This window comes from Bacillus sp. FSL L8-0152 (assembly GCF_038006365.1).
GTDB classification, from domain to species: domain Bacteria; phylum Bacillota; class Bacilli; order Bacillales; family Bacillaceae_G; genus Bacillus_A; species Bacillus_A cereus.
On record NZ_JBBOVB010000001.1, the window covers coordinates 2,544,589 to 2,567,476 of the forward strand.

Sequence of the window (22,888 nt, forward strand, 5' to 3'; positions counted from 1 at the left end):
TTCAAAAGGGTGAATGGATGATGTTAGGAATAGGGTTGATTGTAGTAGGCGTTTTACTTGTCAGCGTTGTATCTTACCGAGAAATAAAGAAAGCAGGGGGCGTAACCTGGATTGAAATTCTAGTATATCCCTTTTTATTATTAATAGGCGCGTTACTCGAACATTTTGATCTGCCAGAGTTTTTAATATTTTTAGGTTTGGTATGTATTGTTTTTGGTAGCTGTATGGTCATGGGCGTCAATATTCTATAACATTAAGAGCAAAGCATCTAGTTCAGATGCTTTTTTATTTTATTTTGTAATTTTTATTTTTAATGTCTATCACACTAGTTAGCCAGACATACAGGGTTCCAAGTGCTGGTAAAAAACTTAGCAAGTTGAATGTATTCTCTATAATATAGAATGAAATAAAAATGGAGGAAAAATAAATAGAAAATGGAAGAAAAATGTATACGTCACGTTTTAAAGATTTTAAACTTTGCACTTTATTCACCTCAGCTTTTCTGGCATTATGTTTTAAATAAGAACCCGTAAATTTGCAGATTCTCCTGGTGATGATTTTAAAATATGTAACTTAGTTTTAATCATAGAATGTATTGAATCACTATAAAAATCAAATATTAATTTTCTAAAGAATCCTATACAAACCTTATTGCGTTAGAAATATAGACCTAATTATAACCGTTGTAAATGGATCCAATTAGATTTCGGCATCCCAGTATCCGCATCATAACTAGTAACACATCCTGTCATCCCTTTTAAAATACCAACATGGATTGTTGCATCCGCATTAACTGTTACAATTTTCATCACATTCAGCTCCGTTTCGATAATATGCTTTGACTTCCCGCGTGATCATTTATTCGTTAGATAACAAAAACGCACCGTAACCCAGTGCGTTTCAGACAAATATACCTATATGTTTTACTTTGTAATTTGGAAGGAGCCACCATAATAATATGAATTGTCTACTTTTAGTACTGCCACATATGTACCTGGTGTGTAAACCGTTGTAATTGGTGTTTTGAACCTAGAATAGTAGTGGTGTCCAGCCTCACCTGCAGAAATGGTTTTGTAGCGTTGCAATTTACCTTCTCCGTTCAATCGATAAATCTTTACAACACCTACATCTTTTCCGCCTATATATACCGTCGTATCAAACGTATCACCTTGTTTTAACGTACCAGGGGCTAATTCTTGTAGATAGCCCACGTTGTGATGCAATAAGAAATACGTCTGCCATGGCCAATCATCCACAACAGCTGAAGCTTGCTTAATCGTATTTACTTCAGCGCGCGCTTTATCAGGTAGCGTACTGTCTAAAACGATAAAACCCGAAAAGGTTAAGGCACCGATTAAAGCAAATGAACATAATTTTTGCATATTAAATTCCTCTCGTTTATCTGACATTGTCATAGTCCAATTACAGGTATTAGGTTGTCATCCATTAATTGGATTATTATTCTAAAATCAATATATCATTTTCTTTTAATTTAATCAAATTAGAATTTTCTAACAAGTGATGAGGATAGATAAAATTCCATCTTTCTCCGTTTTTTCTATCATACAGAAGAAAGAACAGAGGCGATAAAGAAATTTTATTCCGCTCTCTTTTCAAATTAACAACATTTCCCATTTGTACGGTACGAGACTATATTAAACATAAAATGACACGAAAGGGGATTGGAATTAGCGAATATTTACATGGAATCTAGGAGATGCAAGCTCAACATTTCATAACGGATCGATGGTTCCATTTCAACAGACTCCGAATCCGACAGTAATTTTGTTCTGTTTACTCATGAGGTAACGGAAGAGAATTTAGAAAAACTTGCTACAATTGCTCATCAGTATACAGAGGATACCATCCATTGTTACAATTACGGCAGTGTAGAAAAAGTAGGATAAAAGAAGAAAACATACTGTTCCAAATTAATATTCCGTGTGTTTTTTTGAACATACATTCCTTTATTTAATGTATATATTGAATATATGGATATACTGTGTTATGATGTGAATTAGAAACTCGCGTGTTTCAAATACAACATTTTTATCTTCTTGATGACCTCTTATCTTTCCGTAAGAGGTCTTTTTTTATCCCTCCTCATTTGCATAGCCGTTAAAATACTATGAACAGATACTAGGAGACTACTACACTGTGATACTCTCTAGTATTTTTTCTTTATCCATATTATCTATTGTTGAGTAAATGATTAATTGTTAATTTTTGTATAATCTTTATAAAATAATAAAGGGGTATATATGAATAGGTATGTCCTTTTTATGTAATGATAATGCGAATTGAAGTGTAATACTGAAACGGTAAACGAGAAGAATCAGGGCCGAAACAGATAGTAAGGAAAGTAAAACAGTAACAGCAGACAATACTTATAATGAAAACGTTCATAATGGACTGTCTATGGATGGAGAAAAAAATACGAAAAGATAAAAGGGGCAAATGAATATGAACAGAGCCTTTAAAGGTATCGTATTAGCAGGTCTAAGTGTTAGCGGGTTGTACAATAGAAACATATGTCCTAACGCAGTCCAGAATATAAGCATGTAGATAAAGTATTCTTAGCTGATAAAATGGTAGAAGACAAGAAGACTATAGCAATGAAGAAATTGAAAGAGAACTAAGAGGTTTAGCATCCTGACTTTCTAAATAACATGAGTGTTTCTATAGAATGAATCCTTAGGAGGGCTATTGTGGAACCTTTAATCAATGGTATTTTATACTTTGTATTTTTTTTTGGAGCACTGTTTCTTATACTGGGTACTGCATTGGTTTTATTTATAGTGGCTGCATTACTAATAATCTGGAAGGAGAATCTATCATTTCTAATGATTAGTTTAGGTATAAATATACTTGTCATTCCATTGTCTTTTTTTATTGGCGGGATGGCAACAGATTCCCCTGGTAGTACGATGCACGATTTTTGGAAAGTATTTTTCTTTATTCAGGTAATTCCGTTCCCTCTAGTACTGCTATCTTTAGTTTGGTGGCTTATTCGTCGAAAAAAAGCAAAAGTTCATGTGTAGCGTTTTTAATGCAAATAAGCTGTCCGTTTGGGGAGTCTATTGTATTTATTACTAAACGTGATTATTTCCAAAATGAATGCAATAACACTATACAGTTAAATAGAAGGTGAAACATATTGAAATCTTATCAAACGTTAGCCCACTTGTATGCATTAGGACTAGGCTGCGGGCTTTGGGATAGAGAGGAGGTAATTTCATGGTGCGATAGGTTGATTGAAGCAAATGAGCACCCGCCATATGAAATTATGGAGATATCTTTAATGTCTAAAGCAAAGCTGATATATATAGAATCGGCTTTACTGTCATATAGCCGCATAGTTGATGAAAAATACTCGGTAAATATCCTTCTTTCTGTCTTAAATGAAAAGTTAGTAGCTCAGAAATGTAATGTGAAACAAGCGCTTACTTGCTCCACTCGTTTACTAGTAAACAGAGGCGTATATTGGGAAGAGGAATATTTTGATTTATACAGCCTTGATGATAGCTATGATATTGCACAGGAAGGTATCCATTTTAATAAAGAAGATGTGATTACTGCTTATATCGATACATTAGGTGCTTTTCGCGTCCATTTTAACGAGTTTGAAGATCTATATTTGCAAGTCATGAAACAGAAGTGGCAAGGGTAGAAGGCAGGAAAAGGAATCATTGAATCGTAAGAGTTACTTCCTGTATTTATCACCAAATTTATCTAGCCAAGACGAGTCTGTCTTCGTGTTGATGAATTTTTGTCTCTTAATAACTTAATGCTATCATCTTTAATTTTTCCGACAGCAAGCAAAGCTAGCATTTTTAATGCATAATCAGACGCTTGTAAAGGAGCATCACTAATTAAATTTTTACCAGAGAGTAATTTATTTAATTAGTAGAAAAAGGAAGGGACCTATTTGGCTCCTTCCTTTTTCTCATACATACATAACGCTTGTTGACAACTTATGAAATAATAGCATTCATCGCTATTAAAATATAGCACTAAAAGCGATTTAATGGATATGCAATTATACATATCTGTTTAATTGCATGAATGGGAACAAAATGATTTAACTCTTCCGGTATGGAAACAAATAGATTCAGGTATATTTAGGGTAAGAAGACCTGATTATTGATTGCTGGTTAAATCATATTTCTACGTATCTGAAACAAATTATTTCACTGGATTGTATGTTATAGATGGTGGGGGATTTATGAAATGTAGATTGTTTCTTGGTTTTTTGCTCGTGATTTTACTTTGAGGATACATCGGAAAAGAAGTTACGTTATATACGATTCAAAAAGGGTTATTAGTTAGTGCATCCATAGATACGCTCCGTTTCCTGTTTCCTATCCTACTAAATTACCATTCCAAGCAGATTCCTTCTCTTTCAAACAATTCATCCATTGAATAAAGATAATTCCGCCATATGTATCGGAGGGCATGAAGCTTTCTTAATACCATTTGGAATATATTTCAATATACTTCCGATACTATAACAGATCGAAAATTTCTCTATTGGAGGTATATAATGGCATATCCATTTCGTAACTTAGTATTTGAAGGTGGCGGAGTAAAGGGAAGCGCTTATATAGGTGCCATCCGTGCACTAAATGAAGAAGGGATTTTACCAGAAATACAACGATTTGGGGGGACTTCAGCAGGAGCGATTACTGCATTACTTTTAGGTCTTTCCATTCCATTCGCAGATCTTGTAAAAATCCACAAAGACATGAATTTTAAAGCGTTTAAAGATGATGATTTTTCGATTGTACAAGATAATATTCGTTTATTTTTTGATGGTTTTGGTATCTATAAAGGGGATTTCTTCACTGAGTGGGTAGGAAAGATCGTTGAAAAGTGGACAGGGAGTAAGGACACAACCTTTCAGCAGTTATATGACAAAACAGGAAAAGACGTGTTTTTCCAAGGAACGAACATTTCTACACACCAGCTTCGTACGTTTTCTCGCGAAACGACACCTGATGTCCCGTTAGTAGTTGCTGTGCGGATTTCGATGTCCATCCCATTCTTTTTTAAATCTGTGGAATGGGATAAAGATTATTATGTAGACGGAGGTGTACTGGATAACTACCCAATTCGTTTATTTGATCGGAAAAGTTTTGTGAATAAAGAAGAACACTTCACGACCACAGATACGATTGACGAGGTTAATAAACTGGTAAGCAATACGGAGGATCATTCTACACTAAGAAGCTTACACACGAAATACAATGCATCTTTCTTTGATCCTGCAGATGAAATTGTCTACAACAAAGAAACACTGGGTTTCCGTTTAGAATCTCAGGCCGAGATTGCCATGTTAAAACATATCGCAACTTCAACAGAACATCATATTGGCCATTCTCTTATTCATTTTGCATGGAATTTGTCTCAAACGATGATCAAAGGTCATGAGAGCGGAAAAACAACCAAAGAAGATGCTGCCCGTACTGTATTTATCAATACATTCTTTACGCCGTCGTTTAATTTCGATATCACAGAAGAAGAAAAGAAAACACTCATGAATTCAGGCTATACTTCTACTAAAGACTATCTACATCAGTTTAATACGTCTGAAGTAAAATTGTTTAATCGACCATAAAGCCGAGTGCAATGCACTTGGCTTTTTTTAATCGTCCTGTAAATTCTTTTTTTAGTAGCTAATAAAAATTCAGATAGACTATGCATAGAACAAGAGAAAGGAGATAACAGAAAGTAATAAATATAAGTTTTGATGACTTCTTATTTTGTAAAACTAGGGTGTAGAAAGGGTGAAACAGGTGGAAGAAAAACGAATTATGATTTATACAATTTTTCGGCTAACACAGTACAAAAGAGAAGCCTAAAACGGTGGATAGGAATGTATCAAAAAATGAATAGAGTAGCAAGACGGATTTATTGTGAAAGTAGGGATTTTCCTTTTTCTTTCTACTGATAATAAAGCGTTATGTAGACTGGGAATGTATAAGGTATTCATTGCTATTCCTTCAAAATGCTGATGTTACATCATATTAAAATAACCTCTAATTTAAGTATTGAAATTCTCTAAATCTCAATGTATTATATTCTTGTATTTTCTCACTTTGCTAAGCCTAGAAAACATCATCACTTCTGAAAGAACTCGAACTCCAGCGGGTTCTTTGAATTTACTTGAACTTATTTTTGAATCATTGTATTATATTTCCGAGTCTTACTCATATAAATCATTATCAGGAGAATCTGCAAATTTGCAGGTTCTTTTTTATTTTATTGAAAGTAAAATTTTAGCCAGTCATTTATTTTCATATTTTTGGTTTTTATACGTGTTTGGTAAAAATCAATGAGTTGCAAAAAAATACTATGCTGAAATCTAGTTCGGTATAGCAATGTGCATATAAAAGATCCCACTTTGCTATATCCCCTAAAAAGAGTCATAAAAATCTATATTTTTTTAATTCAGTTGCATACTACAAAACTTCTTTTAAAAGAAATGTATGTACATACACATTATATTTTGTTCCATAACTCTCTAACTTTTGTTCACGAGAGTCTGTTAAGTAAAGGATTATTGGCGGGTGGTGCAATAGGTGCAGAAGATGTGAAAACAAATGAAAAAGTACAAGTTGCTGTTGCAGGTAAAGAGGGAAATATAACGTATAAAGAAATTGATAAAGCAGAATCTCCATTGTTATTTGGAATGTATCCTTTATGTTAAGATCCGAATGGGAAGTTTGTTTTTTCTGATAATTAATATTTATACAAATTGTGTAATTAGTATACGGAAGTGGTTTTAAATTTCATTAATGTATTCCTTTTCATCTGAATGAATTATTTATTGCAACAGATTTCCCGTCCAAAATAAGATGTTTAAACAAAAGACAATATAAGTATCTTTATAATGATTTTTCAATATAATCAATGTGTTTATGAAAGGAACTCTGTGTTATTTTTGCTTTTTTACTAACTAATACAGCTTCAAACAAAGGACACAATTGCTACATACTAAGTGTGATTTATTACCTATTCAAAATTCTGTCTATTCAATCTTTCTAAAAATAAAAAAAGATTAAACTTATAAATATACAAGTTATAATGAGGGCGTCGAGACACAATTTATTACCTCTAGAGAAAATATCAAACCTTGTTTTGGATTAAAAATTCTAAAGAACTTGCCAGTAATTTTTTAAAATTGGACATACTGATATGATTACTATACGGTGGATAGCGGATTAGAAGGAAAGTTTATTCAACTCAATAAAGAAAGCGTTATCAAATGAAACTTGTTTTGAATCGATCATTCTAACAACTTAGATTCAACTACAGCTAAAAATAATAAATTATGGGGGTGCTTATATGAACATAAATGTAGCATCTATTAAAGAAAAAAAGATTGTTAAATACAAAAGTTGTTTTGATGTGATTGGGCCCATAATGATAGGCCCTTCAAGTTCACATACTGCAGGTGCTTTGGCTATTGGAACAGTTGCTAATAAATTATTTCAAGGTCTTCCCAAAAAAGTTGTGGTAAAGTATTATGAATCATTTGCTGAAACCCATAAAGGTCACGGAACTGATTTTGCAATTATTGCTGGTATATTAGGCTTTGCTGCTGATGACAGCAAAGTGCCAGATGCTATTAAAATAGCAGAGTCTAAGGGAATTGACATTACCTTTATTGAAAAATTGGGTAATAGTCCTGCTGGTCATCCAAATACGGCAGATGTATATGCAGAGGATGAAAGTCGAAGTATTAGAGTAATGGGGATTTCGGTCGGTGGTGGGTTGATTGAAGTCAAACATGTTGAAATTGATGGATTTAGCTTAAATCTGCAGGGGCCATTGCCAGTTGTTATTGCGATTTCAGAAAGAGCTGACTTTGAATTTGTTTTACGCAGGATCTTTAAACAATATGATGTGGAAATTAACAACTTTCATAGTTTGGAAGATAAAACAAAATATTTATATGCATTCGCTTTGGATTCGATATTGCCAGGTAATGCTCAGAAGGAATTAGGAGATTTAAGCAATATAGCTAATCTTATTATTCTTTAGTCACATTTAGGAGTGAAAAATATGTATATGGCCATAAAAGAAATTGTGGATGCAGCTAATAAAAGCCAAAAGCAAATTTATGAATTAGCAATCGAACAGGAAATCAAACAAACTAAAATTTCTTATGAAGAAGTATGGAGTAAAATGGAACGAAATTTAGCGACTATGCAACATGCAATAAATAAAAGTATCGAGGGCGACGGTGTATTTTCTCCAACAGATTTGACCGGAGGGGATGCTGTAAAAATTAAAAACTATCGAGAAAATAGGAAAACTCTTTCTGGAGATTTGATGGTGTTAGGGATTCAAAGTGCTATCGGTGTTAATGAAGTAAATGCTGCATTAGGAGCTATTTGTGCAACTCCAACAGCAGGTGCGAGTGGGACGACTCCGGGAGTCCTATTTAGTATTAAAGATACGTTGCAGTTAAGTCATGAAGATATGATTCATTTTCTATTCACTTCAGCGTTATTTGGAACGATAGTCGCAAACAACGCTTGTATTTCAGGAGCGTACGGAGGATGTCAAGCTGAAGTAGGAAGTGCCTCAGCGATGGCGGCTGCAGCTGCGGTAGAAGCTGCGGGTGGAACGCCACAGCAATCTTCTGAAGCTTTTTCGATTGCATTACAAAATTTACTCGGTTTAGTTTGTGATCCGGTCGCTGGTTTGGTAGAAATTCCTTGTGTAAAGAGAAACGCCATTGGAACGGCAAATGCTTTAGCAGCAGCGGACATCGCATTAGCCGGCGTAAACAATCTCATCAATGCTGACGAAGTGATTGAAGCCATGTATAGAGTTGGAAGACAGATGCCTCGCGAATTAAGAGAGACAGGTTTAGGTGGTATTGCAGCTACACCTACAGGAATTGCCATTAAAAATAAAATCTTTGGGGAGAAACAATTAAATCAATAAGTTATCGAGTGTATTGTGAAATTTTTAACAATCTTTACTCTATTGTTCGCCTAAGGATGTCTGTATATTGGGGGAGTTATCAATAAAATATACTACTATATAATTAAAATATTTTATAAGTGGTAATAAACCCTTCAGGTTGATGCTTCGCTAATTTTTTGATTTTTATTAACCTAGAAGGGGGATATTCGTTGTGGCGCACTATATAAGCTATTCATTTTTCAAGAACGGTCTATATTCCTATATCTAAAAAAAGAAAATTAAGAATAGGACACAAGGAGGAATTATTATATGGATGGGAATACTGCAAAAAACATAGAATTTCAAGCTGATAACACTGCAGTAAAAAATGAGCAATATCTAGACCCTAAAAAGTGGCATAAACAGGATACTACCTGGGCATTGAGCCTTTTTGGAACAGCAATTGGAGCAGGAGTACTCTTTTTACCGATTAATGCAGGTTCAGGTGGTTTATTATCATTGCTGTTAATTACCATACTTGCATATCCTGTTATGTATTATTCACATAGGGCGCTTGCTAAAATGATTTACGCTTCGAACTCTGCCGATGAGGGGATTACAGGTACAATAAGAGAGTATTTTGGAAATAAGGCAAGTATCATTTTTAATATTGTGTATTTTGTCTCCATTTATACGATCGTGCTGATGTACTCGGTCGCACTTACAAATACCGCTAGTAGCTTTATCGTGCATCAATTGCACATGTCGGAGCCTCCAAGGTCCATTTTATCGCTTGTCTTAGTACTCGGTCTTATCGCTATACTAAATTTTGGTCAAGATATAACTGTAAAGATCATGAGCATGCTAGTGTATCCTTTTATAGCTTCTCTCCTTTTTATCGCAATATCTTTGATTCCACAGTGGAATACGTCAATGCTTAGTTTTTCAAGTGTTTCTACTGCTTCAACAGGAACAGGATATTTAGGAACGATATGGATGATACTTCCAATCATAGTATTCTCGTTTAATCATTCGCCTATGATTTCGTCATTTGTTATGAAACAGAGAGCTACGTATGGAATAGATGCTACTGATGCTAAATGTGCTCAAATACAAAAAGTTTGTTATATTATGACATTCGTAGTTGTTATGTTCTTTGTTTGGAGCAGTACCTTAAGTTTGACTCCAAATGATCTTAAGGTGGCAAAAGAACAGAACTTGTCAATCCTATCATATCTTGCTAATGAGCTTAATTCGCCAGTAATCACTATTGCAGCTCCTATCATTGCATTTGTGGCTATTACAAAGTCTTTCCTTGGTCATTATATAGGAGCGTATGAGGTAATGCGTGACATGATTATCAAGTCCAGTAAAAAACGTGGGAAAGATATAGGAGAAAAAACAGTTAAGACAATGATTCTTACTTTTGTCGTATTAACATGCTGGTATGTTGCTTATACAAATCCAAGTATTCTTGGAATCATTGATGCCCTTAGCGGTCCGCTAGTTGCTGCTATCTTATGTATACTACCAATGTATGCAATCCATAAAGTATCAGTACTTGCTAAATACAAAGGGAAATCGAGCAATGTATTTGTCATTATTATAGGTATTCTTACTGTCCTAGCAAGTATTAAGTCATTATTCTAATCCACTATTGTTAGTATCGATGCAAAAATCGTGGGATATGGAAAAAAGAAAGATTCTTATCGGAACTGAATTCTATATTGTTAAACTAAAGAAATCATGGTTTTGGACAAACTCCTCACATTGGAGAGTTTGTCTTTTTTTATTATATGCATAACTTTTATCATTTTAACCAAGAAGACCCCTTCCTCAAGGAACGCGAAATAAGTAGGTGGGAGATGAATTGGCTAAAATGATAAACTGGTGACCCAGTATGTAGAAGTGAAAAAGGGGAAAACTATTGTATAATTATCGATAATTTAGGGGGCGCCAAATGAAGCATAATAAAGAAGTAACACTTGGGGATTACGTTCAATTTTCATATCGTAAAAATCCTAATTTGCAATTAATAGGATTTGTGGTGAATGTTTTACAAAATACAATTGTTGTAGATATTGCGGAAAGAATGGATATCGAGATAGATGATTTTAGGCAGGTTGTAAAGCATGGTTATTATAATAAAGTGGTTCATAAGCAAATAAAGAATAGTGTTTCATAAAAAAGTGCTCCTATATAAATTTAGGAGCACTTTTTATGGAGAGAATTTCCGCAAAGTTTTTTTGTCAGAGGTATAAAATTTTCATATGAAAATACGTTTTGAAGATATTTTCTTATTTGTTAATTAATAATTTTTTCAATCTTTATAGCTGTTATGAATTTAAAATATTATTCATAAAAATTTCACATAATTTTATTAAAAAGAAAAATACTAATACTTGTTTTAATACTTTACCTAGAGTTATTAAAACAAATTTACTAACTGCGAAACAAGGAGGCATCACTGTGGACATTCGTGAAGGATTAATTCCAACAGCTTTAGGTACAGCAGTGACAGCAGCAGGTTATGCTCTTAAACAAACTCGTGGAACTAATAAAATGATTGCAAATACAGTATTTGGTTTTGGTTTAGCACACGTCGTTTTAGGTGTAATCGATCTTGTTGAACATCGTCGTTAGAACGAAAGGCAAGCATTGATATATGCTTGCCTTTTTGGGAGTACATTTATTATTCATTTTTCAAATATGTTTGTATGACGTAATCATTATCAATGTAATTAAATAGTTACACTACAAGGAAATTAGAAAGTAAAACTGTGAGCATTGAATTTTATGAAATGAGATGGTGATGGAATGGAATTTTCTTCTGAAAGTAATACGTATCATGCTGGTGACATTGTTTATATTTTTTACCGAAATCCTCATACTCAAGACGTAGCTAACATACAAGCTGCAGCAGTTGTAAATAATCCTGAAAGACCTAATGAATTAGCACTATTTCTTTACGAAACGTATTATCCACTAACAAATGAGATGGCTATATATGCTACCGAAGATGAGGCAAACCAAGCTTACACTTACTATTATGGTGATATTTCAGAGGGGATGTTAGAATGAATAAGCCATTTATGCCTAAGCTCGTATATTTTGAACCGAAAGCACTAGATTATCCTTTGGGGAAAGAGCTGTTTGAGAAGTTTTCAAAGATGGATGTTGAAATTCGACATACTACTTCTCATAATCAAGTAAGAGATTTGCCAGGGGATAACGATTTTCAAAAGTATCGAGTAGCAAAATCCACGCTGGTTGTTGGTGTTAGAAAAACACTGAAATTCGATACTTCCAAGCCTTCGGCAGAGTATGCAATTCCTTTTGCAACGGGATGTATGGGACATTGTCATTATTGTTATTTACAAACAACGATGGGAAGTAAGCCTTATATACGAACGTATGTAAATGTTGAAGAAATTTTAGATGCTGCTGATAAATACATGAAAGAGCGTGCACCTGAAGTAACAAGATTTGAAGCGTCGTGTACTTCAGATATTGTAGGAATCGATTATTTAACGCATACCCTTAAACGGGCCATTGAGCATTTTGGAGAATCTGAATATGGGAAATTGAGATTTGTTACGAAATTCCACCATGTAGATCATTTACTTGATGCTAAACATAATGGAAAAACAAGATTTCGCTTTAGTGTAAACGCTGATTATGTGATTAAAAACTTTGAACCAGGAACTTCTCCCTTAGCTAAGCGAATTGAGGCAGCAGGAAAAGTAGCTAGAGCTGGATATCCTCTTGGTTTCATTGTAGCTCCTATTTACCTACATGAAGGCTGGAAGGAAGGATACTATCATATGTTTGAACGCCTAAATGCTGAATTACCTCTTGATGCACGGGATGATATTACATTTGAATTTATTCAACATCGTTTTACAAAGCCAGCTAAGAGAGTGATTGAAAAAAACTACCCGATGACAAAATTAGAATTAGATGAAGAGAAAAGAAGGTATAAATGGGGGAAATATGGAATCGGAAAATACATTTATCAAAAAGAAGAAGAAGAGGATATAAAAAATTATCTCTATTCCTATATGAAACAGTTCTTTCCTAATGCAAAACTAGAATATTTTACATAAAAGAAACGAACAAAATTCATTACATCATCAATCTAAAAAATTACTCACTCAAAAAAGTGATATTGGTCAACAATTCGCTAATAAATCATTTGAAAAATTTATATACGAAAGTCTTTTATGTAAAAATATGTTTCATTATGAGCTGAATCCCAACAGTTAAACAGAAAAATACAGTGGTTGCTCTGAGTTAATGGAGATAGAAGAAAGAGGATTTGTAGTAGGCGCGTCTTACGATATTGTTAAGGAAAAGAAATCAAATCCAATTATGAAAGGGACGTATCAGATGGTACTTCCCAGTAAGTTAGCGCAGCAAGGTGGAAAAGGGGCAGGGAATAATTATATTAATGTGAGTGCAAAAGCAGATAGTGTATTTGAACAAATACGAATTATTGCTAAAAAAATTAGTCGTGAATTATTTTTTCCGCATATACAAGTGATTATTTTTTCTGAAAAATTACTCTCGAATCCTAATGTTTTACAGAATACGCTAGATGTACATATTCGTGATCATGAAATGAGAAGAAACATCCGTCTATTTGTTTCTCGAGGGTACTTTGGCGGAGTTGCATTTTAGCGATTATAAACAAGTTATGGATGAAAAACGCTTAACGAAGGATATTTCAAAAGAGATGGAGCAAAGGATTCAAAAATCAATAAAGCTTGTTCAAAAAAATATAAGGTGGATGTATTAGCATTAGGAGAAGTATATAAGCGGAATAATTATAAAGAATGGAAGAAAATAAGTAAGAATTGGGATCAAGGTGAAAATTATTTTAGTAATGCTGACATTAATGTTTATGTTCATCCAGTAATTGAACATTCAGGCTCAACTTTACCGAAGAGAGTGAAATAAGGTGATTTAAGTCGTTAGCGGATTAGAAATACGCTAAACGATATTAATGCTGGTTCTGCATTTTCAATCAGTGCAGACTTATGTACTTTAAACGTGATTAATAAATTATATTTGGCTTATTATGATCCTTTGGTTAGCACTAGTTAGAGTTATAGTAAAAATATTAAGTAGAAACGACTTATTTTTAATAATAAGAGGAAATATGTTACTGAAAAGTAAGGAGACAAATTATTACTTTTCTAAAGAGTCATTAGGTCCGTACAATGATGCATTAAAGTGATTCATAAGGGATTCTGAATGCTAAGAGAGTGAGAATGAATTACAAAAGAAAGGTGCATAGGCGCCTTTCTTTTTTTGAAGGGATTTTTTGTTACGAGTTAGTACAAAATTGGGTTCAGGGGGTACTATAAAATTTTAGCTTGATGGCGATGGGGTAGCATCCACGTCTATCAACATCACTACACCTATATTTAATACTGCGTTACGTGCCTTTAATCAAGTGAAAAACAAGACCCATTTTGTAAAAACTGAAACCAACGTTTTCTAAACTGAATTTGAGCCATATCTGCATGAACATGGGCCTCCATTTTTAAAGCTTCTGGTATAGGTCTAGGATGTTGACTTTCTACAATAATTTGATCCTCTTTTAGTACTCTTAAACTAAATTTAGCTAAAATTTGGTCTAGTAAAGGGAAGTATTTTAAAAATGTCCTTCCGGTATATCCCATAATTAATGTCTCTTCTTCATCAATTGGTGTAAACGTAATATACGGAATAAATGACTCATTCTCCTGTTTGCCACTGTGAAGCATCCACTGATGTGGGAATTTGTATTCAAGGTAAGCATCACCATTTGAGAATATAAACTGATCCAGTGTTCCCTCCAGCTTATAATTGGTTGATTCGGCTTTTGTTTTTCTACCAATCGTTTTTTTTTGTATATAAGCAAGATGAGCAGTATCCAGCACAGATTCGATTGATCGAGTAAGGTGTGCATTCCAAGTGGCGTGGAAGAAAGAGAGTTTAAAAGGAGTGTTCTCCATTACATGAAAAGTTTGCCATTCAGGTGGAGTTTCCTCACTATCAGGGTATATCCAAATCAACCCAATTTTTTCTCTTACAGGGTATGAGAAGGTATGAGCAAATTTCGGGATAGGTTTATTGGGTTGGGATGGAATTCTTACACAAGTACCACAACTATCGAATTCCCAACCATGGTAGGGACAGACTAGTTTACCATTTACTACTTGTCCCAGTGATAAGTCAGCGCCACGATGAGGGCAGTAAGGTGATAGAGCCTGAACTTCGCCTTTTTCATCCCGATATAATACAAAATCTTTGCCAGCAACTCTTTTTTTACTGGGATCTTTTTTATATCTTTTACATAACTCACAGCATACCAATTACGTGGGAATACTCTATTTATATTTAGAGTCATTTATTTTCTCCTTCTTTTTTATTCACCTAGTAGATATTAGTGGTGTCTACTGTATACTGTCTATTCTATGCTATAAAATATTTTAAATGTTCGTTTAAAATTAATAAATCTACAGTTTAATCAAATCATTATGAAAGCCTGCATAATCTCTCTAAATGTAACAAAAATGACTAAAGTACAATAGATTTTAAAAAGGAGAAAGTTTTATTTTATTGAAAATTGAGATATTAAGCAATATTCCTATTGCTATTAAATTCACCATTAAAGAACTTCCACCAAAACTTACAAATGGAAATGGAGTACCTGTAAGAGGAAATAGTCCCGTAATACCACCTAAATTTACAACTGATTGCATACCAATCATACATCCTATACCAATTGCTATAAAACTGCCGAATGGATCTACACATAATTGTGCAATTTTTAAGGAGCGAAGTACTATAGTCAAAACTCCAACCAATAGAATAAATACACCAATAAATCCTAGTTCTTCAGAAACTATTGCCATTATAAAATCAGTGTGTGGTTCTGGAAGATAACCTGTTTTTTGTATGCTATTTCCAAATCCACGACCAGTGATTCCTCCAGAGCCCATGGCAATAAAAGAGTTTACAAGCTGGTATCCATTTCCTTGCGCATCAAGAAAGGGATTGAAAATCGTAGTAATACGTGTCTTTTGAACTTCTGATAAACTATATTGAATCAAATAATATAAAATAGGTAACCATAAAATAGAACCGATGGTAGTTCTTTTGATTAGTAGATTTATATTTATTCCTGAACAAAGAAATATGCTAAAACCTATACCTAATATTAAAAGTGCAGATCCTAAATTTGGTTGTTTAAAGATAAGAAAAAAAATTGTAGCTAAAAAAAATAAAAGTTTTCCGATACCACTCCAGTTATTTTTAGCTTGTTCTTGTCGCAATGCAAAAAAACGGACTGTTACAAGGATTGTTCCTAATTTAAGAAATTCAGCTGGCTGTATTCCAAAGATCCATGATTGAGCATTATTTACCACTTTTCCTTTCCATAAAACCATAATTAATAAAAAAATCCCCCCAACCATAATACAGATTGAGACTATTCGTTTTTTCCATATTTCATATGGGAGTAAAGCACAAATTATTAATCCTATTGTTCCTAAAAGTAGCTTTGTTAATTGAGAATCAACAAAATGTCTACTGTTATAACCGTAATGTTGGACAGCGACAATGGAGCTTGCACTATACATCATGATAATACCTAAAGTACATGTTATGAATAGAGGAAGGAGCAATAGATAATCGAGTTTTAATATTTTTTTCATTTTAATATCCTCCTGATTTAAAACAAAACATAATATTACATTTGCTAATGAATAGAATCTTGTTCTCGTCAATTACTAAATATGACTTTTGTTTAGGAAGATTCTATCGCTTATTCCCTGTTTTTTACGCAAAAATCCCCCTAGTATGTAACTAGAGGGATTCAAAATGGCATGAGTAAATAAGGCTTTTTTCCCTCTAGTAGAGCTTTGGCACTATACAACGTAAAGTAATGAAAATTCATTACTTAGCTATCTTAAGAAGAGCCTTAATCCGACAATTCCTGTTCTACCCATTGGCGTCTTTCGACATTTTTGGGCAATAGCCTGTGTTTGCATAGGAGCCTCACCTAACAGGTTAAGCAATATAAATTTTATGTGTTTGTTTCGTGTAGCAAGCATAAATATATTTTTTTTGCTTGTCAAGCAACCATATTGCTAATTTTATTTGTTTTATTGCTTTATAGTTCTTTGAGAAATGATATGAAAAAATGTCTGTAATCATTCTGTATAAGTACATATTTTTGACTTGTAGTGTATCGTTTGATTAAGTAGTTTAACCATATAAATTTGATAAACAGTAAAGAAGATTTTAATCATAAAAGAAGATTTTTTTGTGAATGTTCTTTTGATATACAGAATGACTAATTATTCATCTTTTGTTATAAAGTTGGAATTTGATTAAAAACAATAAGTTTCATATGTTTTATTACGTTTCTTCGAATTAAATCTATTTGAATTCTATGTTTTTTAAGGGGAATTTTAAATTTATAATAAAATATAATTTCATTTTCTATAAAAGATTTTTTTATGAATGGAATTGAAAGTCAGTTGACAAATATTAAATTCTGGTTTAAATTTTGAAGTAATTCAATAAACTTTGTTAGGTGAGGCTCCTGTATAGAGAAACGCTGCTGCCCAAAAATGTCGAGAGACGCCAATGGGTCAACAGGAACGGTCGGATTAAGGCCCTTCTTAATGTAGCTGGTTATAAAAACCTATGCTATACAGTGCTAAAACTCAACGAGGGAGTGGTATACGATTTGGTAGAAAGGCACCTCTGTGATTTCGGCAGAGCTGTCTTAATAATCATTTATTTGTATTGTGATAAAACCTTTACTCCTTTTTGAGTAAAGGTTTTTCTGTTTAATGTTATTTATTTTTATCTTGTCTATATTCAAAAAGGAGGAATTCTAAATAATGAATTGATTGCAATGTAACTATTATTGCTCTAATAAAAAATTTTAGACAGATAAAATAAAACAAAACCACTCATGAAACTCTAGAGTCTCCCTTAGCAATATGAGGAGGAGTTAACATGAAGAAATTATTAAAAGAATTACTTGTAACCAAAAATAATTTGGATGCAGAGAAAGTTTTACGTCTTCCTTCGTATGATGTTGCGCAAGAAGTAAAAAGATTTTCAATTGAAGATCAAATCATATTGCTAAATACGATTCCCGTATTAAAAAGCTCTAAAATTCTTCAATATATGAGTGCAGAAGAAAAATATAATATCTTAATTCACTTATCTGAAAACAAAGCTAAAAAGTTACTAAATTTACAACCGATTGATGAATTAGTAGATTTACTTCTAGCGGTTCATCCTGAAAAACAAGCTAAATTAATGGCGTATCTAGACAAAATTACAAAACATAACGTAAAAAAATTGATGAATTTCAAACCTGAAACGGCAGGAAGTCTTGTCACAAGTGATTTTGTTGCAGTTAGAGGAAATTGGTCAGTAAAAATGACATTGAAGTACATTAGGGAACATTCTGAAAATGTAGAATCAATATCTTATAGTTATGTTCTTGATAGTCATGGTTATCTTGAGGGAATCGTTTCCATACATGAGTTATTACTAGCAGCAGATGAAGAGATATTATCTACTATCATGATGCCAGAGGTAATTTCAGTACATGCTGAAGTTGACCAGCAAGAAGTTGTAAAAAAGCTACTAAATTATAATTTAGCAGCCATACCTGTGATAACAGTAAATAATAAAATGATTGGTATTATAACATTTGATGACGTAATGAATGTTATGGAAGCAGAAGCTACAGAAGATATTCAAAAGTTAGGCGGAAGTGAACCGTTGAATCAATCTTACTTTGAAGCTAGCGTTTGGAGTATTTTCTTCAAACGTCTACCATGGTTATTACTTCTTTTTGTTGCTGAGGCATATACAGGTACAGTATTAAAGTATTTTGAAGACGAAATTGAAACTGTAGTTGCCCTTGCTTTCTTTGTTCCATTATTAGTAGGTACTGGAGGGAATACAGGAACACAGGTTGTAGCAACAATTACTCGTGCAATTGGTATTGGAGAGGTGAAATTTAAAGACATTTTCCGTGTAATGAAAAAGGAATTTGCAATAGGTATGCTTCTTGGACTTGCACTTGGGATAGCTGGGCTCACTCGTGCTTATATGTTAGGAGTTGGAACAGAAGTTGCACAAGTTGTAGCAATTACTTTATTATTTATTGTTATTTGGGCCTCTCTTGTAGCAGCTGTTTTACCTTTGATTCTAAGAAAATTAAAACTAGATCCTGCAGTTGTTTCAGGTCCATTTATTACAACATTTGTTGACGGAACAGGATTAGTAATTTATTTCATGGTTGCAAAAATGTTATTAAATTTATAAATATACACTGAAAAAATGAAATTCGGAATAAGTATTTTGCCCTAATTGCTAAAATATAGCGGGGAATTCAGGCATGAGGAAATCAAACACCTTTGTCTTTATTAAAAAATATTTTAAAAGATTCATTGAATGTAATTAATACCGGAGGATAAAACTATGAAACATCTAAGAAAAATCTTCAAACGAATTTTGCTTCTATTGTCTATTTTCATGCTTATTGGCATAGGAATATTATTTGGTACTAGCTATGGCCGGGAGCTTCGCATAACAATGGCTGGGAGTATACTAACTTCTCAGCATCCACAATATGCGAAGTATACATTCCTATCCCAAAAGGAACTAGATAAATTGCAAGATAGAATTAATCATCCAAAATGGTCAAATAGTGATGAGCATATTTATAAAAAAATAGCAGGAAAAAGATTAGAAGAATTTAAAAATCAGCCATTAGAAATTGATGTAGAAACGATTAAAAGTAACAAAGATAGTCGCTTTCTTTTTGAAGGAAAATTAGTTACTATTAGCAATCCCTTCAATGTTAAACTTGTTAGCCATCAAGGAACACAGGGCGCTAACAGGGGAGAAAAAATTAGCGTAATGGCAAAACGTAATCATGCACTTGTTGCTGTGAATGCAAGTGGATTTGCTGACGAAACAGGAAGGGGTGGAGGAAATGTTGCTACTGGAATTGTGATAGAAAATGGGAAAGCTATTGATACAAATATGGATAGAAATGCCCCTACAATTATTACGGGATTAACAAAGTTTGGTCAAATGATAACAGGAAATTATTCTACCCAACAACTGTTGGATAAACAAGTCGTTTCCGCAGCTGGATTTATGCCACAGTTAATTGTAAATGGAGAAAAAATGATTACAGAAGGAGACGGCGGTTGGGGGTCGGCTCCAAGAAGTATTATGGCCCAAAAAGAAGATGGTACAATTATGTTTCTAGTTATTGACGGTAGACAGACGCATAGTATAGGGGCTACGTTAAAAGAGTGTCAAGATATTCTATATGAAAAAGGCGCTATAAATGCAATGGCAATGGATGGAGGTTCTTCTGCTACGCTATATTTAGGAGGAAAGGTTATAAATTCACCGTCTACATTATCCCATGAAGATCGTTATTTACCGAACGCTTGGGTGGTAACAGCAAACCAAAAACAAAAAATAAAGATGACAATTGATGGGAGAAAAATAGATACCAAAACATCAGATGAATTTGATGCGAACATTTCAACGAATTTATGAATTATTAAAAATAGAACAAATACATGATTTTTATCTCGTTAGTTGGAAAATTAAAATTATTTTTTAAAATTAGAAATTATTATTTCATATTCATGATTTGCACAATATCAAACGAGAGTGATGAGGATTCCAAATTTACGGAATTCTTATCACTCTTTTTTAGTTTTTTGTAAATATGGAACAATATCCTTACTTTCACTGTCTATTAAGCGTTAAAACATTTTTTATTAAATAAATTAAGAAAGGAATCATCATTTTTAACTAAGGGAGAAGATTGAATTGAAAAAATTATGGATGCTGTTTTTCATTTGTTTCGCAGTTATGTTGGTAGGATGTAATAAAAACGAACCGCCAAAACAAGCATTTGAAGAATATATTAATTTATGGAATGATAAAAAGTTTGCAAATATGTATGATCATTTATCAGATCATGCCAAAAAATCGATTTCTAAAAAAGAATTTACAGAAAAATATCAAAAAATCTATGAGGGGATTGGAGCTAAGAATTTAAAAGTTAAAATGAAAGGAGAGAATACGAAAGATAAAGAGCTTTTTCTTTTTGAAGTTAAGATGGATACGGATGTAGGACCAGTTTCATTCATCCATGAAGCAAAACTTGTGAAAGATAAAGAGTCTTGGAAAACAGATTGGACACCAGACTTCATCTTCCCAGGTATGAAAAAAGATTACAAAGTACGTATGCAAATAGAGCAAGGAAAACGCGGAGAAATATATGATCGCAATGGAAAAGGGCTTGCAACGAATGGTAAAGCAACTGAGGTTGGAATTATTCCAGAGAAACTAGGCGAAACAGCAGTGCAAACGAAAGAAATAGTAGCACAATTACTTGATATGTCTATAGAAGAGGTCGAACAAAAGCTCACAGCAAAATGGATAAAACCAGACTCCTTTGTACCAATTGGTATTTTAAAAGAGGGAACCAGACAGAATGATTATATTGAATTAGAAGGAGTTTCATCTCGCCCAGTAAATATTCGTACGTATCCATTAGGTGAAGCAGCGGCACACTTAACTGGATATATCGGAAAGGTGAATGCGGAGGAGTTAAAATCACTTCAAAAACAAGGTTATCAAGCAGATGATTTAGTAGGTAAGACCGGTTTAGAGAAAGTGTTAGAAAATAAATTGCGTGGTGAAAAGGGTGGACGCGTATTTATAGAAGATGAGAAGGGGAAAGAGATTAAAAACGTAGCAAAAAAAGAAGCAAAAGAAGGAGAAAATGTTACGTTAACAATTGATGCTGCAATTCAAGAAAAAATCTTTAATGAGATGAAAACTGAAGCAGGGTCTAGTGCAGCGGTCAATCCTAAAACAGGTGAAACAATCGCACTTGTAAGTAGCCCTGCTTATAATCCAAATATAATAGTTAGAGGAGCATCGAAAGCCCAACGAGAAGCATGGAGTAACGACTCGAAACTACCAATGACGAATCGCTTTACACAAGCATTTGTACCAGGTTCCGTATTTAAAACGATCACAGGTGCAATTGGTTTGGAAACAAACACAATAAATCCGAAGGAAGAATTTAAAATTCAAGGATTGAAGTGGACAAAAGATTCATCTTGGGGAAATTACTATGTAACGCGTGTAAAGGATGCAAGTCCAATTGATTTTGATAAGGCAATGAAGTACTCTGATAATATTTATTTTGCTCAACAAGCTTTGAAAATGGGAAAAGATCAGTATGTAAAGGAATTTAAAAAGTACGGATTTCATGAAAAATTACCAATCGAATACGAATTTCCTATTTCAATCATTGCAAAAGATGGGATAAAAAACGATATTCAACTAGCAGACACGGGCTATGGACAAGGACAAGTATTAATGACGCCACTTCATTTAGCATTAACATATGCACCGATTGTGAATGAAGGGAATATTCCGTCGCCACATCTTTTAAAAGAAGCAAAAGTAGCAGGGAATTGGAAAGAAAATGTGGTTTCTAAAAAGAATCAAGAGATATTAAAGAGTGCATTAATCAAAGTCATTAATGACCCTGATGGTGCAGGGAGAATTGCAAAGGTTGATGGTGTAACGCTTGCTGGTAAAACTGGCACAGCAGAACTGAAAGAGTCGAAAGAAGCAGACGGAAAAGAACTGGGATGGTTCGCAGCTTTCGATGCAAATGCGCCAGACATGATTGTTACAATGATGATTGAAGATGTAAAAGGAAGAGGAGGAAGTAACGTTCCAGGTGAAAAAGTAAAACATGTATTTCAGAAATAATACTTAATTATATGGTGAATTTTTTGACTAAATTTATTACATGTTTGCTTAACTCAAAGATATAAATTGGGGAAAATATAGAACAATTAAATTTCAAAAAAGCATTCTCGATTAGAAA

At 33.4% G+C, this 22,888-nt stretch carries 18 protein-coding genes, 3 pseudogenes and 2 riboswitches; of the genes and pseudogenes, 17 read left to right on the forward strand and 4 right to left on the reverse strand.

The window, feature by feature from the left end; all coding sequences use genetic code 11:
• The first annotated feature begins 17 nt into the window (after nt 1-17).
• Entirely contained in the window at nt 18-251 is a 234-nt protein-coding gene (locus tag MHH27_RS12775) for a hypothetical protein (protein WP_002152897.1), read from the forward strand.
• Between the two features lie 423 nt (nt 252-674).
• Here the strand turns inward: MHH27_RS12775 and MHH27_RS12780 are convergent, their stop codons facing one another.
• Both MHH27_RS12780 and MHH27_RS12785 read right to left on the reverse strand, forming a co-directional pair.
• Nucleotides 675-809, reverse strand: a complete 135-nt coding sequence (locus MHH27_RS12780) for a hypothetical protein (protein WP_255259031.1) — start codon at nt 807-809, stop codon at nt 675-677.
• Nucleotides 810-923: 114 nt separating this feature from the next.
• Nucleotides 924-1,382, reverse strand: a complete 459-nt coding sequence (locus tag MHH27_RS12785; RefSeq protein ID WP_340942796.1) for a DUF5065 family protein — start codon at nt 1,380-1,382, stop codon at nt 924-926.
• 1,326 nt (nt 1,383-2,708) lie between these two features.
• Between MHH27_RS12785 and MHH27_RS12790 the strand changes: the two genes are divergently transcribed.
• The 13 genes and pseudogenes from MHH27_RS12790 to MHH27_RS12850 all read left to right on the forward strand — a co-directional run.
• Nucleotides 2,709-3,041 (forward strand): hypothetical protein, encoded by a 333-nt coding sequence (locus MHH27_RS12790; RefSeq protein ID WP_000433527.1) that lies wholly within the window; start codon nt 2,709-2,711, stop codon nt 3,039-3,041.
• Nucleotides 3,042-3,157: 116 nt separating this feature from the next.
• Entirely contained in the window at nt 3,158-3,670 is a 513-nt protein-coding gene (locus MHH27_RS12795; RefSeq protein WP_000844532.1) for a hypothetical protein, read from the forward strand.
• A gap of 873 nt (nt 3,671-4,543) precedes the next feature.
• Nucleotides 4,544-5,617: a patatin-like phospholipase family protein gene (locus tag MHH27_RS12800; protein ID WP_000331130.1), complete on the forward strand. Its 1,074-nt coding sequence runs from the start codon at nt 4,544-4,546 to the stop codon at nt 5,615-5,617.
• A gap of 837 nt (nt 5,618-6,454) precedes the next feature.
• On the forward strand, nt 6,455-6,709 hold the full coding sequence (locus MHH27_RS12805; protein ID WP_000557539.1) for a hypothetical protein: 255 nt from the start codon (nt 6,455-6,457) through the stop codon (nt 6,707-6,709).
• Between the two features lie 638 nt (nt 6,710-7,347).
• Nucleotides 7,348-8,046, forward strand: a complete 699-nt coding sequence (gene sdaAB / locus MHH27_RS12810) for an L-serine ammonia-lyase, iron-sulfur-dependent subunit beta (RefSeq protein WP_001024890.1) — start codon at nt 7,348-7,350, stop codon at nt 8,044-8,046.
• 21 nt (nt 8,047-8,067) lie between these two features.
• Nucleotides 8,068-8,958 (forward strand): L-serine ammonia-lyase, iron-sulfur-dependent, subunit alpha, encoded by an 891-nt coding sequence (gene sdaAA, locus MHH27_RS12815; RefSeq protein WP_340942804.1) that lies wholly within the window; start codon nt 8,068-8,070, stop codon nt 8,956-8,958.
• A gap of 291 nt (nt 8,959-9,249) precedes the next feature.
• Nucleotides 9,250-10,569 (forward strand): aromatic amino acid transport family protein, encoded by a 1,320-nt coding sequence (locus MHH27_RS12820; RefSeq protein ID WP_090976637.1) that lies wholly within the window; start codon nt 9,250-9,252, stop codon nt 10,567-10,569.
• Between the two features lie 310 nt (nt 10,570-10,879).
• The gene (locus MHH27_RS12825; RefSeq protein WP_090976639.1) at nt 10,880-11,104 is read left to right on the forward strand and encodes a DUF2187 domain-containing protein; all 225 of its coding nucleotides are present in this window, start codon (nt 10,880-10,882) and stop codon (nt 11,102-11,104) included.
• A 284-nt stretch (nt 11,105-11,388) separates the two neighbouring features.
• Complete coding sequence (locus MHH27_RS12830; RefSeq protein WP_000354585.1) at nt 11,389-11,562, forward strand: hypothetical protein; 174 nt, start codon at nt 11,389-11,391, stop codon at nt 11,560-11,562.
• 174 nt (nt 11,563-11,736) lie between these two features.
• Nucleotides 11,737-12,000 (forward strand): transcriptional regulator SplA, encoded by a 264-nt coding sequence (locus MHH27_RS12835; RefSeq protein WP_000396091.1) that lies wholly within the window; start codon nt 11,737-11,739, stop codon nt 11,998-12,000.
• On the forward strand, nt 11,997-13,025 hold the full coding sequence (gene splB / locus MHH27_RS12840) for a spore photoproduct lyase (protein ID WP_001039638.1): 1,029 nt from the start codon (nt 11,997-11,999) through the stop codon (nt 13,023-13,025). Before MHH27_RS12835 ends, splB begins: the two co-directional genes overlap by 4 nt.
• Before the next feature lie 172 nt (nt 13,026-13,197).
• Nucleotides 13,198-13,878: pseudogene (locus tag MHH27_RS12845) on the forward strand (Ger(x)C family spore germination protein); the annotation flags it as partial.
• Nucleotides 13,879-14,059: 181 nt separating this feature from the next.
• A pseudogene (locus MHH27_RS12850) lies at nt 14,060-14,158 on the forward strand (HXXEE domain-containing protein); the annotation flags it as partial.
• A 211-nt stretch (nt 14,159-14,369) separates the two neighbouring features.
• Here the strand turns inward: MHH27_RS12850 and MHH27_RS12855 are convergent.
• Both MHH27_RS12855 and MHH27_RS12860 read right to left on the reverse strand, forming a co-directional pair.
• Nucleotides 14,370-15,316: pseudogene (locus tag MHH27_RS12855) on the reverse strand (Rieske 2Fe-2S domain-containing protein).
• 187 nt (nt 15,317-15,503) lie between these two features.
• Entirely contained in the window at nt 15,504-16,625 is a 1,122-nt protein-coding gene (locus MHH27_RS12860) for an FtsW/RodA/SpoVE family cell cycle protein (RefSeq protein ID WP_340942806.1), read from the reverse strand.
• A 185-nt stretch (nt 16,626-16,810) separates the two neighbouring features.
• Nucleotides 16,811-16,987: riboswitch (M-box (ykoK) riboswitch) on the reverse strand.
• Nucleotides 16,988-17,494: 507 nt separating this feature from the next.
• A riboswitch (M-box (ykoK) riboswitch) is annotated at nt 17,495-17,660 on the forward strand.
• Nucleotides 17,661-17,940: 280 nt separating this feature from the next.
• Here MHH27_RS12860 and mgtE point away from each other — a divergent pair.
• From mgtE to MHH27_RS12875, 3 genes are all read left to right on the forward strand, one after another.
• Nucleotides 17,941-19,269: a magnesium transporter gene (gene mgtE / locus MHH27_RS12865; protein ID WP_000734827.1), complete on the forward strand. Its 1,329-nt coding sequence runs from the start codon at nt 17,941-17,943 to the stop codon at nt 19,267-19,269.
• A gap of 156 nt (nt 19,270-19,425) precedes the next feature.
• On the forward strand, nt 19,426-20,523 hold the full coding sequence (locus MHH27_RS12870; RefSeq protein ID WP_000681834.1) for a phosphodiester glycosidase family protein: 1,098 nt from the start codon (nt 19,426-19,428) through the stop codon (nt 20,521-20,523).
• Nucleotides 20,524-20,802: 279 nt separating this feature from the next.
• Nucleotides 20,803-22,770: a penicillin-binding transpeptidase domain-containing protein gene (locus MHH27_RS12875; protein WP_016512814.1), complete on the forward strand. Its 1,968-nt coding sequence runs from the start codon at nt 20,803-20,805 to the stop codon at nt 22,768-22,770.
• The last annotated feature ends 118 nt before the right edge of the window (nt 22,771-22,888 follow it).